Here is a 16,458-nt window from a genome sequence, read left to right on the forward strand (position 1 = left end):
TTGATAGGAGGAATGACAATGTCTAAACAGTTTGAAGAGATTAAACAAAAGTTAAGAGGTTCGATTACACCTGTAATTACCCCCTTTAACTCAGACCACGAAATAGATTTCGTTAAGCAATCAGAGTTAATTGAATACCAGTTAGCCAATGGAACACATGGCATTTCTGTAACAGGGACTTCAGGTGAACCGAGTTCGATGACGGTTGAAGAGCGTGTTCAAGTCATGGAAAATGCGGCAAGAACGATTGATGGCCGCGTACCATTTGCACCAGGCACAGGTTCAACTAATCACGATGAGACGATCTATTTAACGCAAAAAGCACAAGAAATGGGTGCTGATGCGGCAATGGTCATCGTCCCTTATTATAATAAACCGAACCAAAAGGCGCTTTATAAACATTTTAAAACTGTTGCGGATTCAGTCGATATCCCGATCATAGTTTATAATATCCCAGGCCGTACAGCGAAAAACTTAGAAGTTGAAACACTAGCTCAATTAGCTCAAGATTGCCCAAACATTATCGGAGTTAAAGAGTCGAACAAAGACTTTGAACACGTTAATCGTGTGTTATTAAATTGCGGTAAAGACTTCTTACTATTCTCAGGAATAGAGCTTTTATGTTATCCGATGTTAGCGATCGGTGGTGCAGGATCAATTAGTGCAACAGCCAATGTTGAACCAAAGAAAGTAGCAGAAATGCATGATGCATGGTTTGCAGGGGATGTTGAAAGAGCGCAAAACTTACACTTTGAACTGATGCGACTAAATGATGTGTTGTTTATGGACACAAACCCTGCTCCTGTTAAAGCAGCTTTAGGTATGATGGATAAAATTGAACCAGTTTTAAGGCTGCCAATGGATTTACCGACAGACGATGTTCAACAAGTAATCCGTGAAACTCTAATTGATTATAATCTATTAAATAATACTAAGCCGGTTAGCTAATAGCCGGCTAGTCTTTATAAGAGGTGAAAGTAGATGACACGCGCTAAATTTAAGCTTCAAGGCTTTTCACAGCTTAAAGAAGGAACGTTAGATCGCGATTTTCAAAAAGTAACCATAGATGAAAAACAATATAACGTCAATCAACTGAAGTTTGATAACCCGATTACGGGGACGTTGTATGGCACACTTCTAAACTATAAAGGTGAGTATGAACAACTTAAGCCAGAAATGAATGACAAACCTTATCAAAATCCACCTAAAGCTCCTATTTTGTACATTAAACCAGTTAATACTTTTTCTGCTCATAGTAACCCAATCCCACTTCCAAATGGAGAAGAGCAAGTCCAAATTGGGGCGGCTTTAGGGCTAGTTATGGGTCAAACAGTAACTAAAGTAAAAGCCGAAGAAGTCTATAACTATATTAAAGGCTATACGGTTGTGAATGATGTCAGTTTACCGATTACGAGTTATTACAGACCAGCGATCAAACAAAAAGCGAGAGACGGTTTCTGCCCAATTGGTCCGTGGATTGTTAACCAAGATGAAATCCATGATCCTCACAATCTATCCATTAAAGTTTCAGTTAATGGAGAAGTAAAACAAGAAAATTACACAGGCAATTTAATACGTTCGATTCCTGAACTTGTGTCAGAAGTGACGGGATTTATGACGTTATATGAAGGAGATGTTCTACTTGTTGGTGTGCCAGAAAATCAACCTTTAGCGAAAGAAGGCGACCAAGTCAGTATTGAAATTGAACAAGTTGGGCGCTTAAATAACAGAGTCATTCATGAAGATGACGTTTTCGTAAGTGAGGTGGCTGTTGATGAAGCAAGGTAGAGTTTTATATGAATCAACGTTACATCATGTAACTGAAACAGACGGAAAAGTAAAACTGAAAGATGGTAGGTTAGTAGAAGAACATGAAGTTGAATGGTTACCGCCAGTTGAAGCGGAGACGATTTTTACACTCGGCTTAAACTACGCAGACCATGCGAAAGAGTTATCTTTTACGAGTCCATTACCAGAACCACTCGTGTTTTTAAAAGGTAAAAATACGATCATCGGTCACCGTGGAACGACGGTTAGGCCTGAAGATGTTGAGTTCATGCATTATGAATGTGAGCTGGCAGTAGTTATTGGCAAGTCAGGCAAAAATGTTAACAGGGAAGATGCACTCGACTATGTGAAAGGCTATACCATTGCTAACGATTATGCGTTTAGAGATTATCTCGAAAACTATTTCCGCCCTAATTTAAGGGTGAAAAATAGAGATGGCTGTACGCCAATTGGTCCGTGGTTTGTAGCAAAAGAAGATATTGAAGACCCGATGAACTTACAACTTAGAACGTTTGTAAATGGTGAGAAAACACAAGAAGGTTCGACGAAAGATATGATTTTAGGGATTCCTGAATTAATCGAGTACTTAAGTAGTTTTATGACTTTAAATGAAGGAGACATGATTTTAACAGGAACGCCTAAAGGTTCTGTTGATACTAAAGTTGGCGATGAAGTCATGACTGAAGTTGAAGGAGTTGGCCGATTAACGAACACGATAGTTAGTGAGTGAGCTAAAAGGGGTGAAGTAAGTGCCACACTTAATATTAGAGTACACCGATAATTTAAAAAATGATTTAGATGTTGCAAATCTATTAAAAAATATCAATCAAGCGTTATTGAAGCACAGTGATTTAATTCCAATCGGGGGCTTAAGGTCACGAGCGATTGAGTTGAACGATTATGTCGTGGCAGATGGTCAAGAAGATGATGCTTTCGTTCATGCGACTTTAAAGTTGGGTAAAGGGCGAACAGATGAAGAGAAAAAGCGAATCTGTGATGAATTATACGAAGCGATCATCAATGATTTGGAACCATTATTTAATCAACGCTACATTGCCTTTTCATTAGAGTTGTTCGAATTTGCCCACCCAACGTATAAGAAAAATAACATTCATGAACGTTATAAAAATTTGAAGAAAGGGTGAAGTGATGTGGAGAAATTATCACAGCTACATGAGCTCTACATAAATGGAGAGTGGTTTGGTGAACGTTTTGAAAAGATTGACGTTGTAAATCCAGCTAACCAAGAAGTCGTTGCTCAAGTACCGAAAGTTGGTCGTGAGGAAGCGTTGAAAGTAGTCGATGCGGCTCATGAAGCTTTACCGAGTTGGTCATCTTTAACAGCTGATAAAAGAGCTCACTATTTAGAGAAATGGTACACGCTTATTGATCAAGAGAAAGAGTCGATCGGCAAGTTGATGACAGAAGAATAAGGTAAACCGTTAAAAGAAGCGGTTGGAGAAGTGGGTTACGCTAATAGTTTTATTAAATGGTACGCTGAAGAAGGGAAACGTGTTTATGGCGATATCATCCCAGCGTCACACCCTAAAAAAAGAATTTTCGTTCAAAAACAACCAGTAGGAGTCGTATCAGCGATTACTCCGTGGAACTTCCCAGCTGCGATGATCACACGAAAAATAGCGCCAGCACTAGCAGCAGGCTGCACAGTCGTATTAAAGCCAGCTACTCAAACACCACTGACTGCAATTAAACTAGTGGAACTCGCTGAAGAAGCAGGTATACCAAAAGGTGTCATCAATATTGTTGTTGGTAGTTCCAGTGAGATTGGTAAAGCATGGTCTGAGGATAGCCGTGTTCGCAAGCTTACCTTTACTGGATCAACCGAAGTGGGTAAAGTGTTAATGCGTGATGCAGCGGATACAATGAAAAAGATCTCACTAGAATTAGGAGGTCATGCCCCGGTGATCGTTATGGAAGATGCTGATCTAAAGAAAGCTGTTAGAGGCGTTATTCAGTCGAAATTCCGTAATGCTGGGCAGACTTGTATATGTGCTAATCGAATTTATGTTCACGAATCGATTAAAGAAGAATTTTTGCAACGACTAAACGAAGAAGTGAAGCAACTAAAAGTAGGAAATGGCTTAGATGAAGGTGTAGATATTGGTCCATTAATAGATGAAAATGCTATGGAGAAAGTCGATCAACATGTAAAAGAAGCGGTTCAACAAGGAGCTGTCATTGAAGTTGGTGGGGAAAAGGTAGCTGATGGAGAAGGGTACTATTATCAACCAACTGTCTTATCTAACGTTAACGACGACATGCTTTGTATGAACGAAGAAACTTTTGGTCCGTTAGTTCCTGTTTCAACATTTTCAACAGAGGATGAAGTCATTAAACGAGCGAACCATTCACCTTATGGGCTAGCTTCATATGTGTTTACCGAAAATATGAGTCGCGCGTTTCGAATAAGTGAATCTCTTGAATTCGGCATTGTTGGCGTTAACGATGGCGCACCTTCAACGACACAAGCACCATTTGGCGGCTTTAAAGAAAGTGGATTAGGTCGAGAAGGTGGCTATCAAGGGATAGATGAATATTTAGAGACGAAGTATGTTTCGTTAAGGTTATAAAAATTTTTGAGCAAACGAAACTTTATGAGTTGTTAAACGTTATAGTTAGTAGACAGCTTTTTCAAGTGATCTACACAATTAAATATTAAACCGATCTACTAGGGGAGCATCGCATTGCTGAGAGGTCTTTGACCGACCCTTTGAACCTGATCTAGGTAACACTAGCGTAGGGAAGTGGAGTGGTTAGTTATTGTTATATTGACGATTACTGCCCATCCCTACTTGCTAGTGGATGGGCTTTTTAATGCTCCTTAGCGCTTGAAAGGGGTGAGGATCTTCTTCTAAAAGTAGATCATATTTAGAAAAATTAATTGAAAGGGGAATGAACATGAGTGAACAATTTACCGATCGATTATGGAAAAGAGTAAAAACAATTTGGAATTCGTATTTGGAACATTCTTTTGTAAAGGGGCTTGGTGAAGGATGGTTAGAACAAGAGAAATTTAAACATTGGCTAAAACAAGACTATGTTTATTTAGTCGAGTATTCAAGGTTAATGGCTTTAGGGAGTGCTAAGTCCAATGATTTAAAAACGATGACGACTTTTGCTAATCTCCTTCACGGCACATTAAATATGGAAATGGACCTTCATCGCCAATATGCAAGTAAATTTGGGATTACGCCTGAAGAATTAGAGGAAACAGATGCAGCATCAACGACTACAGCTTATACGAGTTATATGCTGAATGTGTCCCAACGTGGCGGGGTTGAGAATGTTGTGGCTTCTGTCTTGGCATGTGCCTGGAGTTATAATTTTATCGGCAAAGCGTTAGCGACTTGGCCAGGTTCTAAAGACCATGAGTTCTACGGTCACTGGGTCGAAATGTATTCGTCTGATGAATTCACAGAGCTAGCTGAGGATTGTAAGAAGCTGATGAATGAATTAGCAGACGGTAAGCCAGAGCGTGAGTTAGTGGAATTAGAAGAAATCGTTGTCAAAACGAGCTTACTTGAGTATATGTTCTGGGATATGGCTGAAAATTTAGAAGAGTGGCCGATTAAAGTGGAAGAAGTGACTAGATAACGTGGCTAAATAAAAGGCAGGGGCTTAATAGTCCCTGCCTTGTTTTAGCTCGTCAATACTTTGCGCATAATCCATAAAGACACGGTTATGATATAAAGTGACTTTTGATAATGGAGGAATTCAAATGACTAAAGATTCAAAAGCACCTAAAGCGAAGCGAAATAACGAGCATAAAGTTCCGGACGAACAAAGAAGAAGGAAAGGTAAGTCTAATACTCGCAATACAAGAAGTTAGTTTTGTCAAAGCACCCTTTTAAATAGGGTGCTTTTTCTTTGCTAAAGTTTCGTTCATAGTCCCATTTCTATGATAAAATGAAACAATGAATTTTCAGGCATAGGAGTGGAACGAGAGTGAACAAAAAAGACATCGCTAACATTAAAAAACAGTTTAAAGTGAATAATGATCTATTATATATCCATGAGATTTTTAACGTTTATATTATGAAAGAATCAAGCGAGATTTATCATCATCAAAGCATGCCGTTTGACCTTTTAGAAGAAGAGCAACAAGAGTTGTTCATGAATAACTTCAAAAAAGTGTTAACCGGTCAATTGGATGAAAAGTTATTTGAACTAACATTCCAAAAGGACGTTGAAAATAGCAGTCAGCTCATTTTACACCAAGGTTTGCTCAGTCAAGGAACTGAAGAATGGAAAGAGCAAATGCTTAAGATCGTCGAGAAAATGTTGAAGGATAAACAATATGAAATGGATATCGTCGTCACGTTTATTCGTGCTGAGTTTCGCAACCCAACGAAAAAGCGTAGCGAAGAATCGGATGAAAGTAGTCATGATACGGTTTATTCGCATCCGTTCATTTTGTGTAGCATGAATCAAACACAAGATCCGAAAAAAGAATTGCTGTTTGATTATGTGCAAAAAGAATTTAAATATAATATTGTCGTTGATCCAGTTATTAACTTACAAAAGCCGATCTCAGGCTTTTTATTCCCGGCGATTACGGACAATGCATCTGATGTGAACCATATCTTGTATTCTTCAGGAAAAGCATATGAACTCGATTATCATTTTATCGAAGAGGTGTTAAATGCTGAAGAAGCGGTAACAGCACAAGAAGATAAAGTTGTTTTTGAAGAAGTTATTCGAAAAGTAGCCGGCGATCAAATTAATACATCAACACTCTCAAGCGTTTATGAAGAGGTGAACCGTGTAGTTGAAGAAAGTGAAGAGGAAGAACCGCCTAAGTTAGACTATAAAGATGTTGAGCAAGTATTAAAAAGTAGCGGTGTAAAAGATACTGAGCCAGAGAAAGTTCAAGAAGCTTTTAAAACGGTAATAGACGATGAATCATACGAGCTTAAAGCAAGCAACGTCGTACCGAAGTATAATTCGAAGTCGATCAAAATTAAAACGAAAGTAGCTGACATCTCAGTCAGCCCACAAGACTTAAAGTATGTCCGTCAGACGCAATTAGGTGGAAAGCTTTGTCTCATGATTGAGGTTGAGGAAAATACAGTGATCGAAGGATTTGAAATGATTCCTGAAACGTTGTTGAAGAAAGTAGAAGATGATGAAGAAGATTAAATAGCTCATAGAATCCAAATAATAGCTCATAGCCCCCAAACAATAGCTCATAAGCGACAAAAATAAGAAGGCCGGCGCCACTGCCGGCCTTTTTCAAATCCTAAAATAGTAATACCGCAAACACTGTTGTAACAATTAAACCAATGACAACTGGGATAAAGCTTTTTCTTACTAAGTCAATAACTGAAATCTTCGCAAATCCGGCAATTGCAATAATTGGTGACCAAGCAACTAGTGTTCCGCCACCTACCCAAATGGCGCCGACTTGCCCGATTGAGGCTAGTGTTGTTGCGTCCATTCCAGTCGTCGCGCCTAATGCTTCAGATAATGAACCGATTAATGGAAGGGCTGAGAACCCTGAGCCATCAAGACCGGAAACCATCCCTAGCATTAGTACACCTAATGCGGTGAAGAAGTTGTTATCTGGAATATACGCCTGGCTTGCTTGAACTAAATCAAACAAGAATGAAGGTGTTGTATTCGGGTCTGTGCCTAAAATGCTTGCAGCTAATTGTCCGCTTCCGATAAAGAAGAAGGCAGCAACTGGAATCACGAGTCCCATCACTTTAAAAGCAAAAACGAACCCGCTTACGATATGCTTACTAACATCTTGTAACGTGTTTTTGTAGTTTTTAAACAGTGACATGATGATAATTAAAATTAATGCTGTACCACCAACTAGTGAAGAGCCTGCGCCGTCTTCAATTGCTGGAATGAAATCTGAGAATGTCGCAATTACTACATAAGCTACGATGATTAAGAAGATAACAGGTACTAAAACCGCAAATACTGGACTGAATTTACCTTTCTTAACATCTGTATCTTTTACACGGATGTTTAAGTCATCATCCCCGCTTTCTTCCCATTCTGTTAGGTTTTGTTGTGATGGCTTTTTAATATGTTTTCGAATCATAAAGTATGCAATCGTAATTGAAACAATACCAGCGACTAACGATAAAATTAACGTTAGTTCCCCAACGTCCCCAGAGGAAATGGATGGACTACTTGAAGCTGTTAATTCTGGTGCTACTTTTAATATAAAGTCTGATGACAGCGCCATTCCGTGTCCAGCTAATGAAATTGCAATAGCTGCTCCAATCGGTGGAAGTCCTGCTTTAATGGCAACTGGAATCATAAGTGCACCAATTAATGGAACGGCAGGTGCTGGCCAGAAGAATAATGATAAAAAGTATGTGACGATTACGAGTACCCAGAAAGCTAATGGTCCGTTTCGCATAACCTTTTGAAAAGGTTTAATCATTTGTTCATCTGCCCCGATGGACTGGATCGATTTAAGTAATGTCGTCATGACCGCAATGATTAAAAATATATTAAACAGTTGAGTGGCCGCTGTTAAGTTTGCATTGAAGATTGCTTGAACGCCATCTAAAAAGGAACCTGTAAAAGCCCAAGCCACAAATAAGACCATGACTAAGGCTGGAACGACAACATTTTGTCTAAATAACATCGTTAAAATAATGATGAGTGTCCCAGTTAAATATAACCAATGCGCTAAGGTCAGCTCCATGCTTTTAACTCCTTTACATGAATATAGTAATTCTTGCCTATTCGTATGCGCTGACCTAGGCAGGTGTTACAGTTTCTGCCTATATTATTTTGGTGTACATAAACGGCTTTGCTTGAGGGAATTTTAGTAGTAATAAAGGAGTTGGAATGATGTACTTATGTCCTTTGTGTAATGGTTTAGAACAGCATTCATTTACATGCTCAACGTGTGATTCACACATAGATGATCAAGGCAAAATTACAGACTACTTTGATGATTATAGTGCCTATATGGATATTGGATCGATGAAGCTATTAGATGGTGATCGTGAATCGAAAGCGAACCACCAGTGTTTACATTATTTTTATTGTAAAGAATGTCATGCAGAAGAGGTTAAAGCTATAAATGAAGAGGACTCCTTTCAATGAAGTGTGAGCATTAATTTAGCTTGTTTCATTTTTGTATTATAAAATTTAGAGAAAGGGAGGGTCTTGAATGGTTAAAGTTACAGAAGCGGCTGTAAACCAAGTGAAGAAGGAAGTTGAATCAAGAGTTAATGAAGATGAGATACCAATCATTCGTCTTTCAATGGGTGTTGGTTGAGGTGGCCCACGATTACAACTGGCTCTGGAGGAGTCAGCAAATGATGATGACGAAGTGACTGAGGTTGAAGGAGTAAAGTTTTTGGTGAGTGACAAGGATCAAACTTACTTCACTAATGCCAAAATTGATTATACGAAAACATTATTAGGTGGCGGCCAATTTAAAGTGCTGCGCGTCTAAATAAAAAAAGCGAGTCCACTCTAATTGAGTAGACTCGTTATTTATGTTTAGACAGCTTTAAGAAGTCTTTGGTTTATTTTGTCATGTAGTTCTTTAACAGAGAGGCCTAATGCTAAGGACAGCTCTTTGAATAGAATACCTTGGATCGTCGTTAGATGTTTGTTGTCTTGTTCATATAGCTTTTTGCCATTGTTTTCGAGTTCATGTTTTTTCTTAATAAGCGTGTTAATTACTTTAGCGATGTCAAAGCGGTCTCCGTTATTTACGATTTTCTTATAAGTCTGTGATCGTAAGTTCGGATTATCAATCCATTCAACGCCATCTAAATGAAATGACTCCAAGATTTTTTCTGCCTCTGGCTTCTTAATTAATTCTTTCATCTTGATCTTGTCGTTATCTACTGGTGCATTGATCGTCAGCTGTTGTTGATCATTTTCTAGTGGATGAAGTACGTAGTAATCTTTCGTAACACCGTTAATTTTCATACTATTAATACCATCAATCCGACAGATACCGTGACTAGAGTAGATAATTAAATCGCCAATGTTTAACATGACTAAAACCTCCTGAATGTACAGCCAAATTTATTTGACCATTGTTTCTATTTTAACACTTTAGTTAATAAAAATCAATTAAGTTGACGTATGCTTAGGAAGAAGCGTAAACTTGGGTTTAATTACCATTGCACTGACTAGCTAAAGTTGATATAGTACTAATTATAGAGACATAGTTCTCTAACAACCAATTCTGCGTTGTTCGTAATATCATTTTGTCTTAAACCTATAAGATCTAAAAGGGAAACTTAAATTTTAAACTGGACAACACGCCTGTTAACCAGGACTTTGGAAGGTTTAATGCGGTTACCCACCTGCCAATGCGGGTTAAAAAGGCAATCGGATTACGACATCGTGCGGAATGGTTTATAATTTATCAAATAATATAACCGAACCCTCTTCATTAAGTTGAAGAGGGTTTTTAATATGCGTTCATCTAAACTCTTTATACACTTTCATAACCCGGGAAATCGGCAGACCTACGACATTATAATAATCACCAATAATCTGTTTAACGAATAGTGCACCTAGGCTTTGAATGCCGTATGATCCAGCCTTATCGTAAGGGTCATTTGTATCGATATATTGCTCGATTTCTTCTTCTGTTAACGGCCAAAATTGTACTTCTGTTTTTTCTACATGGACAACTTCTTCATCTTTACTACGAAGCATAAATCCAGTATACACTTCATGAGTATCATCACTTAACGCTTTGATCATGTTATAAGCTTCGTGTCGATCTTTTGGTTTCTCAAATATAGAATTTTGATAAGAAACGACAGTGTCTGCAGATAAAATAATTTCATCATCACGATAAATAGGCACATTTCTACCTTTTAATACCGCTAATTGCTTCACTTTCTCAACAGGGTCATTGGTTTCAATTTGTGATTCATCTACGTCAGGCTTACGAATAGTAAAAGGTTGGTTTACAAGGGTTAACAGCTCTTGTCTCCTTGGAGAAGATGAGGCTAGAATTAATGTTTTAGACATGTACAAAAAACTCCTTGTCGTCACGGTTTTAAATTTATAGTATGGTTAAAATATAACATATAAACTTACGTATGGTTAACATAAAAGAGGAAGCGATCGATGTGGAAAAAACAATCAAAAAAGAAACAATTAATATTTTGGACGTTGAAGTTTATTGTGAACATTCGATAAATGAAAAGCCACTAATCATTTTAATTCACGGCTTTTTAGCTTCAACTTTTACATATAATCAAATCGTTCCAAACTTATCTAAACACTACTCGGTTTTATTAGTAGATTTGCCTGGATTTGGACGAAGTGAGAAATCGACAACGTTTAACTATTCCTTTGAAAATTATACAAAGCTAATCTTAGCGATCATGGATCATTTTAAAGTGAAGGATGCCTTTTTTGCCGGGCATTCGATGGGTGGTCAAGTGTCATTAAACGTGGCAAAATATGCCCCTGAACGTGTGAAGAAAATCGTACTGTTATGTAGTTCAGGGTATTTAAAAAAGGCCAACCGTTTTTTACGTTACGGTTCTTATTTACCATTATTTCATTGGTACGCCTATCGATATTTTCAAAAGAAAGATGTGCGCAGCGTTATGGAGCACGTCTTATATGATCATTCGTTAATTACTGATGAAATGATGGAAGAGTACAAGCGACCGCTAATGGAGCAAGATTTTTATAAGTCATTATTAAGGTTATTAAGACATCGAGAAGGTGACTTATCAACTGAAGAATTAAAACAAATTAATACACCGACGTTACTAATTTGGGGTAAAGAAGACGAAATCGTACCGTTAAAGATAGGGGAAAAGTTAAATGAAGACTTGCCGAACTCTGAATTAGTGGTTTATGAGAAAGCAGGACATTTGATAACGGACGAAAAGCCAAAAGAAGTGTATAAGCAAATTGTGAATTTTGCAAAGTAAAAACGCTTGGGGCGTGGGACCAAGCGTTTTTGACTTTCTATCGTAAAACTTAAGCGTTCGCTCGTTTGAAGCTAATTGTAGCTAAAAGAATTCATATTGATGGTGAAACTAACGATAAATAGATTCTCTTCAAAAATGGTCACTTGTCTACCAAACACGGTTAAGTTTAACCCCATCGTCTCCAATGGATTTTATCAAAACTGCATTTAACGAGCAGGGAATTCATTTCGTGTATCGAATTATATAAGGAGAGGAGGGGTTGTATGACAGTTGTTAAAAGAAGTAACGTCGTTGAAGATTTTCATGGGACGAAAGTAGAAGACCCGTATCGTTGGTTAGAAGACCCAAAAAGTGAAGATACGTTAAGTTGGGTTGAAGAAGTTGGAAAACAGTGTGATGACTATTTTCAAAACGTTAAATCGAAAGAAGAAGATCGCGAAAGGTTAACGGAACTTTGGAATTTCCCGAAATATTTTGTTCCAAAACGCGTAAAGGACAAGTTATTCTATCAGAAAAATGATGGCTTACAAAACCAAGCGGTACTATATGTATATGATGGTAATAGAGAGGAAGTCGTCATTGATCCGAATCAATTAAGCGCTGATGGAACGGTTGCCATGACGAATTGTACAGCGAGTTCAGATGGACGTTATGTCGCTTATGCGACTTCGACACACGGGAGTGACTGGCAAGAAGTTTATGTGAAGGATGTTGAGACGGATGAAACGTTAAGTGACCACTTACAATGGTTAAAGTTCACACCAATTAAGTGGGCTCCTGATGATTCAGGATTTTTCTATAGTCGCTATCCGCACCCTGATACTGTGAGTGAAGAGGAGCAAGGCCAACATCATAAAGTTTATTTTCATCGTATTGGCACTGATCAAAATGAAGATGAGTTAATTTATGAGCGACCAGATGCGAAAGATTACTTGTTTTTCCCTAGCCTTACGCATGAAGGGGATTATATCTATTTAGACGTTAACGTTGGAACGTCAGCACAAAACCGTTTCTACGTTAAGAAATATGATTCAGATGAAGCGTTTCATCGTTTGTTAGATGATGCAGATGCTCAATATACGTATGTTCACAACGAAGGGACACGTTTTTACTTTTTAACGAATTTAGATGCGCCGAAAAATCGTATTATTGCGATTGATCTTAAACAACCAGAACGGAGAAACTGGGAAGAAGTGATCTCTGAGCAAGAAGACTATATGCATGCTGTCCGTTTTTTTAATGGTCAGTTTGTCATTGCTTTCTTACACGATGCGCATCACCAGCTTTACGTTTATCACTTAAATGGTTCAAAAAGTCATGCAGTTGATGTGCCAATGTTAGGTTCGATCACAGATTTAACTGGAAAGCATGATGAAGCTGAAATGTATTTCGGTATGACATCATATTTAAGTCCGACAGCTGTGTATCGATACGACCTAGAAAAAGATGAGTTATCGACTTATGCTGAATCAGAACTAGCGATTGAAACGTCTCAGTTTGAAACAGTCCAAGAGTTTTACACATCTAAAGATGGTACTCGAGTGCCGATGTTTATTACGAAACGAAAGGATTTACCTTTAGATGGTGAAAATCCTGTTATTTTATTCGGTTATGGAGGATTCAATATTAGTTTAACGCCCGCATTTAACCCAGCTGTTTTACGTTGGATCGAAAAAGGTGGCGTGTACGCTGTTGCTAATTTACGTGGTGGTTCAGAATACGGCGAAAAGTGGCATGAAGCAGGCATGCTTGAAAATAAACAGAATGTGTTTGATGATTTTATTTCAGCTGGAGAATATTTAATCGAGCAGAATTATACGAAGAAAGAAAAGTTATCAATCATGGGAGGCTCAAACGGTGGATTATTAGTAGCCGCTTGTATGGTACAACGACCTGATTTATTTGGAGCTGTCGTTTGTCGAGTGCCTGTTATTGATATGCTGCGTTATCATAAGTTTACGATTGGGAAGTTTTGGATTCCGGAATTCGGAAGTGCAGAAAATCCGGAACAGTTTAACTATTTATATGAGTATTCGCCACTTCATAACGTTCAACAAGGCGTGAAGTATCCGCCAGTTCTAATTGCAACAGCTGCAAGTGATGATCGTGTTGTTCCAGCACACGCGAAGAAATTCCATGCTACGTTGCAAGAAAAAACGCCTGAAACAACATCAGTGCTTCGACTGGAATCTAAAGCAGGCCATGGATTAGGAAAACCGACTTCGAAATTAATTGATGAGTGGGTTGATTTTTACGCATTTTTAGACCGAGAGTTAGGTTAGAAGTTAGCAGTAGAGGGGGATCCTCTGCTGCTTTTTTTATGCATGCTTTAGCCAATTCTAGCCAAGTTAAGAATAGCCTAGTATAGCTCTGGAGGTCGTTAATTTGCCTTATGTAAAAGTAAATGGCGTTAAGTTATATTACAACGTAAAAGGAAGTGGCGAACCGATTTTACTCATTCATTGTCCGCTATTTCCTAGTCAAGTTATGAAAGCTCAAAGTCGAAACTTATCAGAGTCTTATCAAGTCATTAATGTCGACTTAAGAGGGCATGGAAGAAGTACTTCAACGAAAGAAAAATGGGACTTTGTGACGATCGTTGAAGACCTTAGAGGCTTGTTAGACCATTTGAAAGTTGGGCCTGTATGGGCTTGTGGCTATTCAGCGGGGTGTTCAATTGCGTTTGACCTAGGGTTAAGAGCCCCTAGTTATGTAAAAGGTTTAATCCAGGTTGGAGCAGTGGATGAAGTAGCTAGTCCCATCTTAACCACACTCTCCAAAGGTGGGGCTATGGTTTCGAGTCAAGGCATTACCAATATAATCGCCGTTTTTGGAGCACTTAGCAATACGAAGAAGCCTTATGTCTTATTCCCATTAATAAAAGAGTCGTTTAAAACGAATCCAACAGATGCTGCAGCCTTTTATGATGCTTATTTAAAATCTGGCTACACAGGAAGCCTGTCTGAAATTGATCAACCAACTTTGCTCGTTTATGGTGAGCGCGATCCACTTTTAGGGCGTTATGGTTTCAATATTGCAACGCAAATGCCTGATTGTCAGATTGAAGTTATAAAAGGTGGGCGCCACCAAATTCCTGCGAACAAAAGTGAAGAATTAAATATATTAATTCATAGGTTCATCTCAGATAAGATTGGGAAAGTGTAGTGGGCAATTTATCGGCGATTCTTTAATTTTATCGGCGAAAAATTTGATATATCAGCGAAAATCAAAATATATCGGCGAACGCTTGAAATACTGTCGTTCGCCGTTTTTTTATTTCACCTATTTAAATAACAGGACGTGTTTGAATGTCGAGTTTTAAATCTTCAATCGAATCTTTCGTTCTCTTAACATTTTTCATTATAAAATGGCTATTTGGTAATGTCGGCATACGGTTCAAATTAAAAGACAGATCTTGATCAGGTACGTCATAACTTAAGTTACTAACGAAGTATTTGAAAAAAGACCTCATCACCATAACGGTTAACCACTCACCTGCACAGCGGTGACCGATGTGGTGATCCCCTCCGCCTTGTGGGACAAAGCTGAATGGACTTCCTTTCCAATTGGTGAAACGCTCTGGTTTAAATTCATTTGGTGACTCCCAGTCATCTTCGTGCATGTTCGTCCCATACAAGTCTAATACGACGAGAAGGTCCTTTTTAAAATGATGGTCTTGCCAGTAAAAGCTCTTTTTCACTTTGGCAGCCATAGCTGGGGCAAATGGGTAAAAGCGCCTAACTTCTTGGGCAAACATATGGCTATAGTCGTTTTCATCTTTCTTCATTTTGACATAAGTATCTGGGTATTGGTGTAAAGCAAGTGCTCCGAAAATAATCCAATAAGTTGTTGCAAGAAGTGGGCGGTAAGTATTGTTTAATTCAACAGCAGCTGTTTGTAAGTCAAGTAATTTTCCGTTTGGTTCATGATGGTTAGAAACGATATAAGCAGGTGTATACGCTGGCGGTCGGTATTTTCCTGCGCGGATCTTCTTGATAATATCTTTAAGCCACTTTTCATGATTGTCACGAGCTCTTTTACCATTACGATAGCGTGACACCGATCCGCCAAAAGAATCAACCATATGCGTTAGCTCTTCTGTTCTCTCTTTCACATCTTTCTCCTCTAACGGAATGCCAGCCCATTTTAACCCTGCTCGAGTTAAGATCTCGTTTAACTCGTCAAAAAGTATAACTTGTTTTTTGTTCTCCCACGTTTTCGCTTTAGCATCTAACTCTTGTAAGGCAATATTTTTCATCGCTTCAAGTCGTTCGGGTGTAATTAAAGATAAGTGCATTCGTTTTCTTTGTTTGTGTTGCTCACCGTCTAATCCGTGTACACCGCCCTGTCCAAGTAATGTTTGCTTTAAAGGTAGAGGTGCTGCTCCTTTCCTCTTGAAAATCGTGTTGTCATAAAACATTTCTGCTGCTTCTTTTCCAGCCATACAGATTGCCTTTTTCCCCATAAGACGTGTTTCGAATATATCAGAACTTAATTTCTTTCTAGTCTGAGGTAAAAAATGAAACCCTTGTTTAATTAGCGTTAACGTATGGTCAATTCCATCTGTTTTTGGGATTGGCTTATTAACTTGCATTTGATTCATTCCTTTCAAGGATATGGTAATCTTCCATACGTTATTGTTTCATTAAGACAACTGATTTATGAAAATCTAAACGAAATATTAACAATTCATTAATATGGACTTAATAGTGAGGGTGTACTCTTCTAATTGTAAGGCAAATACAAAGAGGGG

The 16,458-nt window shown here is 38.3% G+C and carries 15 protein-coding genes, 1 other RNA gene, 1 pseudogene and 1 riboswitch; of the genes and pseudogenes, 13 read left to right on the forward strand and 4 right to left on the reverse strand.

The annotated features are described in order from the left end of the window. The first annotated feature begins 18 nt into the window (after nucleotides 1-18). The 7 genes and pseudogenes from hpaI to J2R98_RS06995 all read left to right on the forward strand — a co-directional run bounded on the left by hpaI (nucleotide 19) and on the right by J2R98_RS06995 (nucleotide 6,948). On the forward strand, nucleotides 19-948 hold the full coding sequence (hpaI, locus tag J2R98_RS06965) for a 2,4-dihydroxyhept-2-ene-1,7-dioic acid aldolase (protein ID WP_307067434.1): 930 nt from the start codon (nucleotides 19-21) through the stop codon (nucleotides 946-948). 33 nt (nucleotides 949-981) lie between these two features. Further along, nucleotides 982-1,788 carry a fumarylacetoacetate hydrolase family protein gene (locus tag J2R98_RS06970; protein WP_307067436.1) on the forward strand — a complete coding sequence of 269 codons (807 nt, stop codon included), beginning with the start codon at nucleotides 982-984 and terminating at the stop codon, nucleotides 1,786-1,788. After that, a complete protein-coding gene (locus J2R98_RS06975) occupies nucleotides 1,775-2,518 on the forward strand; it encodes a fumarylacetoacetate hydrolase family protein (RefSeq protein ID WP_307067439.1) in 744 nt (247 codons plus the stop codon). Before J2R98_RS06970 ends, J2R98_RS06975 begins: the two co-directional genes overlap by 14 nt. A gap of 19 nt (nucleotides 2,519-2,537) precedes the next feature. Then, entirely contained in the window at nucleotides 2,538-2,933 is a 396-nt protein-coding gene (locus tag J2R98_RS06980) for a 5-carboxymethyl-2-hydroxymuconate Delta-isomerase (protein WP_307067441.1), read from the forward strand. A gap of 6 nt (nucleotides 2,934-2,939) precedes the next feature. Further along, a pseudogene (locus J2R98_RS06985) lies at nucleotides 2,940-4,379 on the forward strand (NAD-dependent succinate-semialdehyde dehydrogenase). A 90-nt stretch (nucleotides 4,380-4,469) separates the two neighbouring features. Further along, nucleotides 4,470-4,569: riboswitch (TPP riboswitch) on the forward strand. Nucleotides 4,570-4,707: 138 nt separating this feature from the next. Further along, the gene (tenA, locus tag J2R98_RS06990) at nucleotides 4,708-5,403 is read left to right on the forward strand and encodes a thiaminase II (protein WP_307067444.1); all 696 of its coding nucleotides are present in this window, start codon (nucleotides 4,708-4,710) and stop codon (nucleotides 5,401-5,403) included. Between the two features lie 351 nt (nucleotides 5,404-5,754). Continuing rightward, the gene (locus J2R98_RS06995) at nucleotides 5,755-6,948 is read left to right on the forward strand and encodes a DUF4317 domain-containing protein (RefSeq protein WP_307067446.1); all 1,194 of its coding nucleotides are present in this window, start codon (nucleotides 5,755-5,757) and stop codon (nucleotides 6,946-6,948) included. A 100-nt stretch (nucleotides 6,949-7,048) separates the two neighbouring features. On the opposite strand, the gene J2R98_RS07000 is transcribed toward J2R98_RS06995, so the two are convergent. Then, nucleotides 7,049-8,476 (reverse strand): hypothetical protein, encoded by a 1,428-nt coding sequence (locus tag J2R98_RS07000; protein WP_307067448.1) that lies wholly within the window; start codon nucleotides 8,474-8,476, stop codon nucleotides 7,049-7,051. A 149-nt stretch (nucleotides 8,477-8,625) separates the two neighbouring features. Here J2R98_RS07000 and J2R98_RS07005 point away from each other — a divergent pair, with 149 nt between their 5' ends. Then, entirely contained in the window at nucleotides 8,626-8,883 is a 258-nt protein-coding gene (locus J2R98_RS07005; protein WP_307067450.1) for a hypothetical protein, read from the forward strand. A gap of 199 nt (nucleotides 8,884-9,082) precedes the next feature. Continuing rightward, nucleotides 9,083-9,238: a hypothetical protein gene (locus J2R98_RS07010; protein WP_307067830.1), complete on the forward strand. Its 156-nt coding sequence runs from the start codon at nucleotides 9,083-9,085 to the stop codon at nucleotides 9,236-9,238. A 47-nt stretch (nucleotides 9,239-9,285) separates the two neighbouring features. Here J2R98_RS07010 and J2R98_RS07015 read toward each other — a convergent pair whose 3' ends face one another. After that, nucleotides 9,286-9,792 (reverse strand): CarD family transcriptional regulator, encoded by a 507-nt coding sequence (locus J2R98_RS07015; RefSeq protein ID WP_307067452.1) that lies wholly within the window; start codon nucleotides 9,790-9,792, stop codon nucleotides 9,286-9,288. Nucleotides 9,793-9,979: 187 nt separating this feature from the next. Here J2R98_RS07015 and ssrS point away from each other — a divergent pair. After that, nucleotides 9,980-10,159, forward strand: a non-coding RNA gene (gene ssrS, locus J2R98_RS07020) — 6S RNA. 65 nt (nucleotides 10,160-10,224) lie between these two features. Here ssrS and J2R98_RS07025 read toward each other — a convergent pair. Continuing rightward, nucleotides 10,225-10,785, reverse strand: coding sequence for a Maf family protein (locus J2R98_RS07025; protein WP_307067454.1), 561 nt, complete (start codon nucleotides 10,783-10,785; stop codon nucleotides 10,225-10,227). A 101-nt stretch (nucleotides 10,786-10,886) separates the two neighbouring features. Here J2R98_RS07025 and J2R98_RS07030 point away from each other — a divergent pair, with 101 nt between their 5' ends. The 3 genes from J2R98_RS07030 (at nucleotide 10,887) to J2R98_RS07040 (ending at nucleotide 14,870) form a co-directional block, all read left to right on the forward strand. Beyond that, nucleotides 10,887-11,705 (forward strand): alpha/beta fold hydrolase, encoded by an 819-nt coding sequence (locus J2R98_RS07030; protein WP_307067456.1) that lies wholly within the window; start codon nucleotides 10,887-10,889, stop codon nucleotides 11,703-11,705. Nucleotides 11,706-11,968: 263 nt separating this feature from the next. Beyond that, a complete protein-coding gene (locus J2R98_RS07035; protein WP_307067459.1) occupies nucleotides 11,969-13,987 on the forward strand; it encodes a prolyl oligopeptidase family serine peptidase in 2,019 nt (672 codons plus the stop codon). A 103-nt stretch (nucleotides 13,988-14,090) separates the two neighbouring features. Beyond that, nucleotides 14,091-14,870 (forward strand): alpha/beta fold hydrolase, encoded by a 780-nt coding sequence (locus J2R98_RS07040; RefSeq protein WP_307067461.1) that lies wholly within the window; start codon nucleotides 14,091-14,093, stop codon nucleotides 14,868-14,870. A gap of 121 nt (nucleotides 14,871-14,991) precedes the next feature. Here the strand turns inward: J2R98_RS07040 and J2R98_RS07045 are convergent, their stop codons facing one another. Then, nucleotides 14,992-16,299: a cytochrome P450 gene (locus tag J2R98_RS07045; RefSeq protein WP_307067463.1), complete on the reverse strand. Its 1,308-nt coding sequence runs from the start codon at nucleotides 16,297-16,299 to the stop codon at nucleotides 14,992-14,994. Nucleotides 16,300-16,458 lie beyond the last annotated feature (159 nt).

It is taken from the genome of Alkalibacillus filiformis, from assembly GCF_030814115.1.
Lineage (GTDB): Bacteria > Bacillota > Bacilli > Bacillales > Alkalibacillaceae > Alkalibacillus > Alkalibacillus filiformis.

Coding starts and splice junctions, on each gene's coding strand:
- J2R98_RS07025 (WP_307067454.1), bottom strand. CDS start 10,785: ATGTCTAAAACATTAATTCTAGCCTCATCTTCTCCAAGGAGACAAGAG.
- J2R98_RS06975 (WP_307067439.1), top strand. CDS start 1,775: ATGAAGCAAGGTAGAGTTTTATATGAATCAACGTTACATCATGTAACT.
- J2R98_RS06970 (WP_307067436.1), top strand. CDS start 982: ATGACACGCGCTAAATTTAAGCTTCAAGGCTTTTCACAGCTTAAAGAA.
- J2R98_RS07005 (WP_307067450.1), top strand. CDS start 8,626: ATGTACTTATGTCCTTTGTGTAATGGTTTAGAACAGCATTCATTTACA.
- J2R98_RS07035 (WP_307067459.1), top strand. CDS start 11,969: ATGACAGTTGTTAAAAGAAGTAACGTCGTTGAAGATTTTCATGGGACG.
- J2R98_RS07015 (WP_307067452.1), bottom strand. CDS start 9,792: ATGTTAAACATTGGCGATTTAATTATCTACTCTAGTCACGGTATCTGT.
- hpaI (WP_307067434.1), top strand. CDS start 19: ATGTCTAAACAGTTTGAAGAGATTAAACAAAAGTTAAGAGGTTCGATT.
- J2R98_RS07045 (WP_307067463.1), bottom strand. CDS start 16,299: ATGCAAGTTAATAAGCCAATCCCAAAAACAGATGGAATTGACCATACG.
- tenA (WP_307067444.1), top strand. CDS start 4,708: ATGAGTGAACAATTTACCGATCGATTATGGAAAAGAGTAAAAACAATT.
- J2R98_RS07000 (WP_307067448.1), bottom strand. CDS start 8,476: ATGGAGCTGACCTTAGCGCATTGGTTATATTTAACTGGGACACTCATC.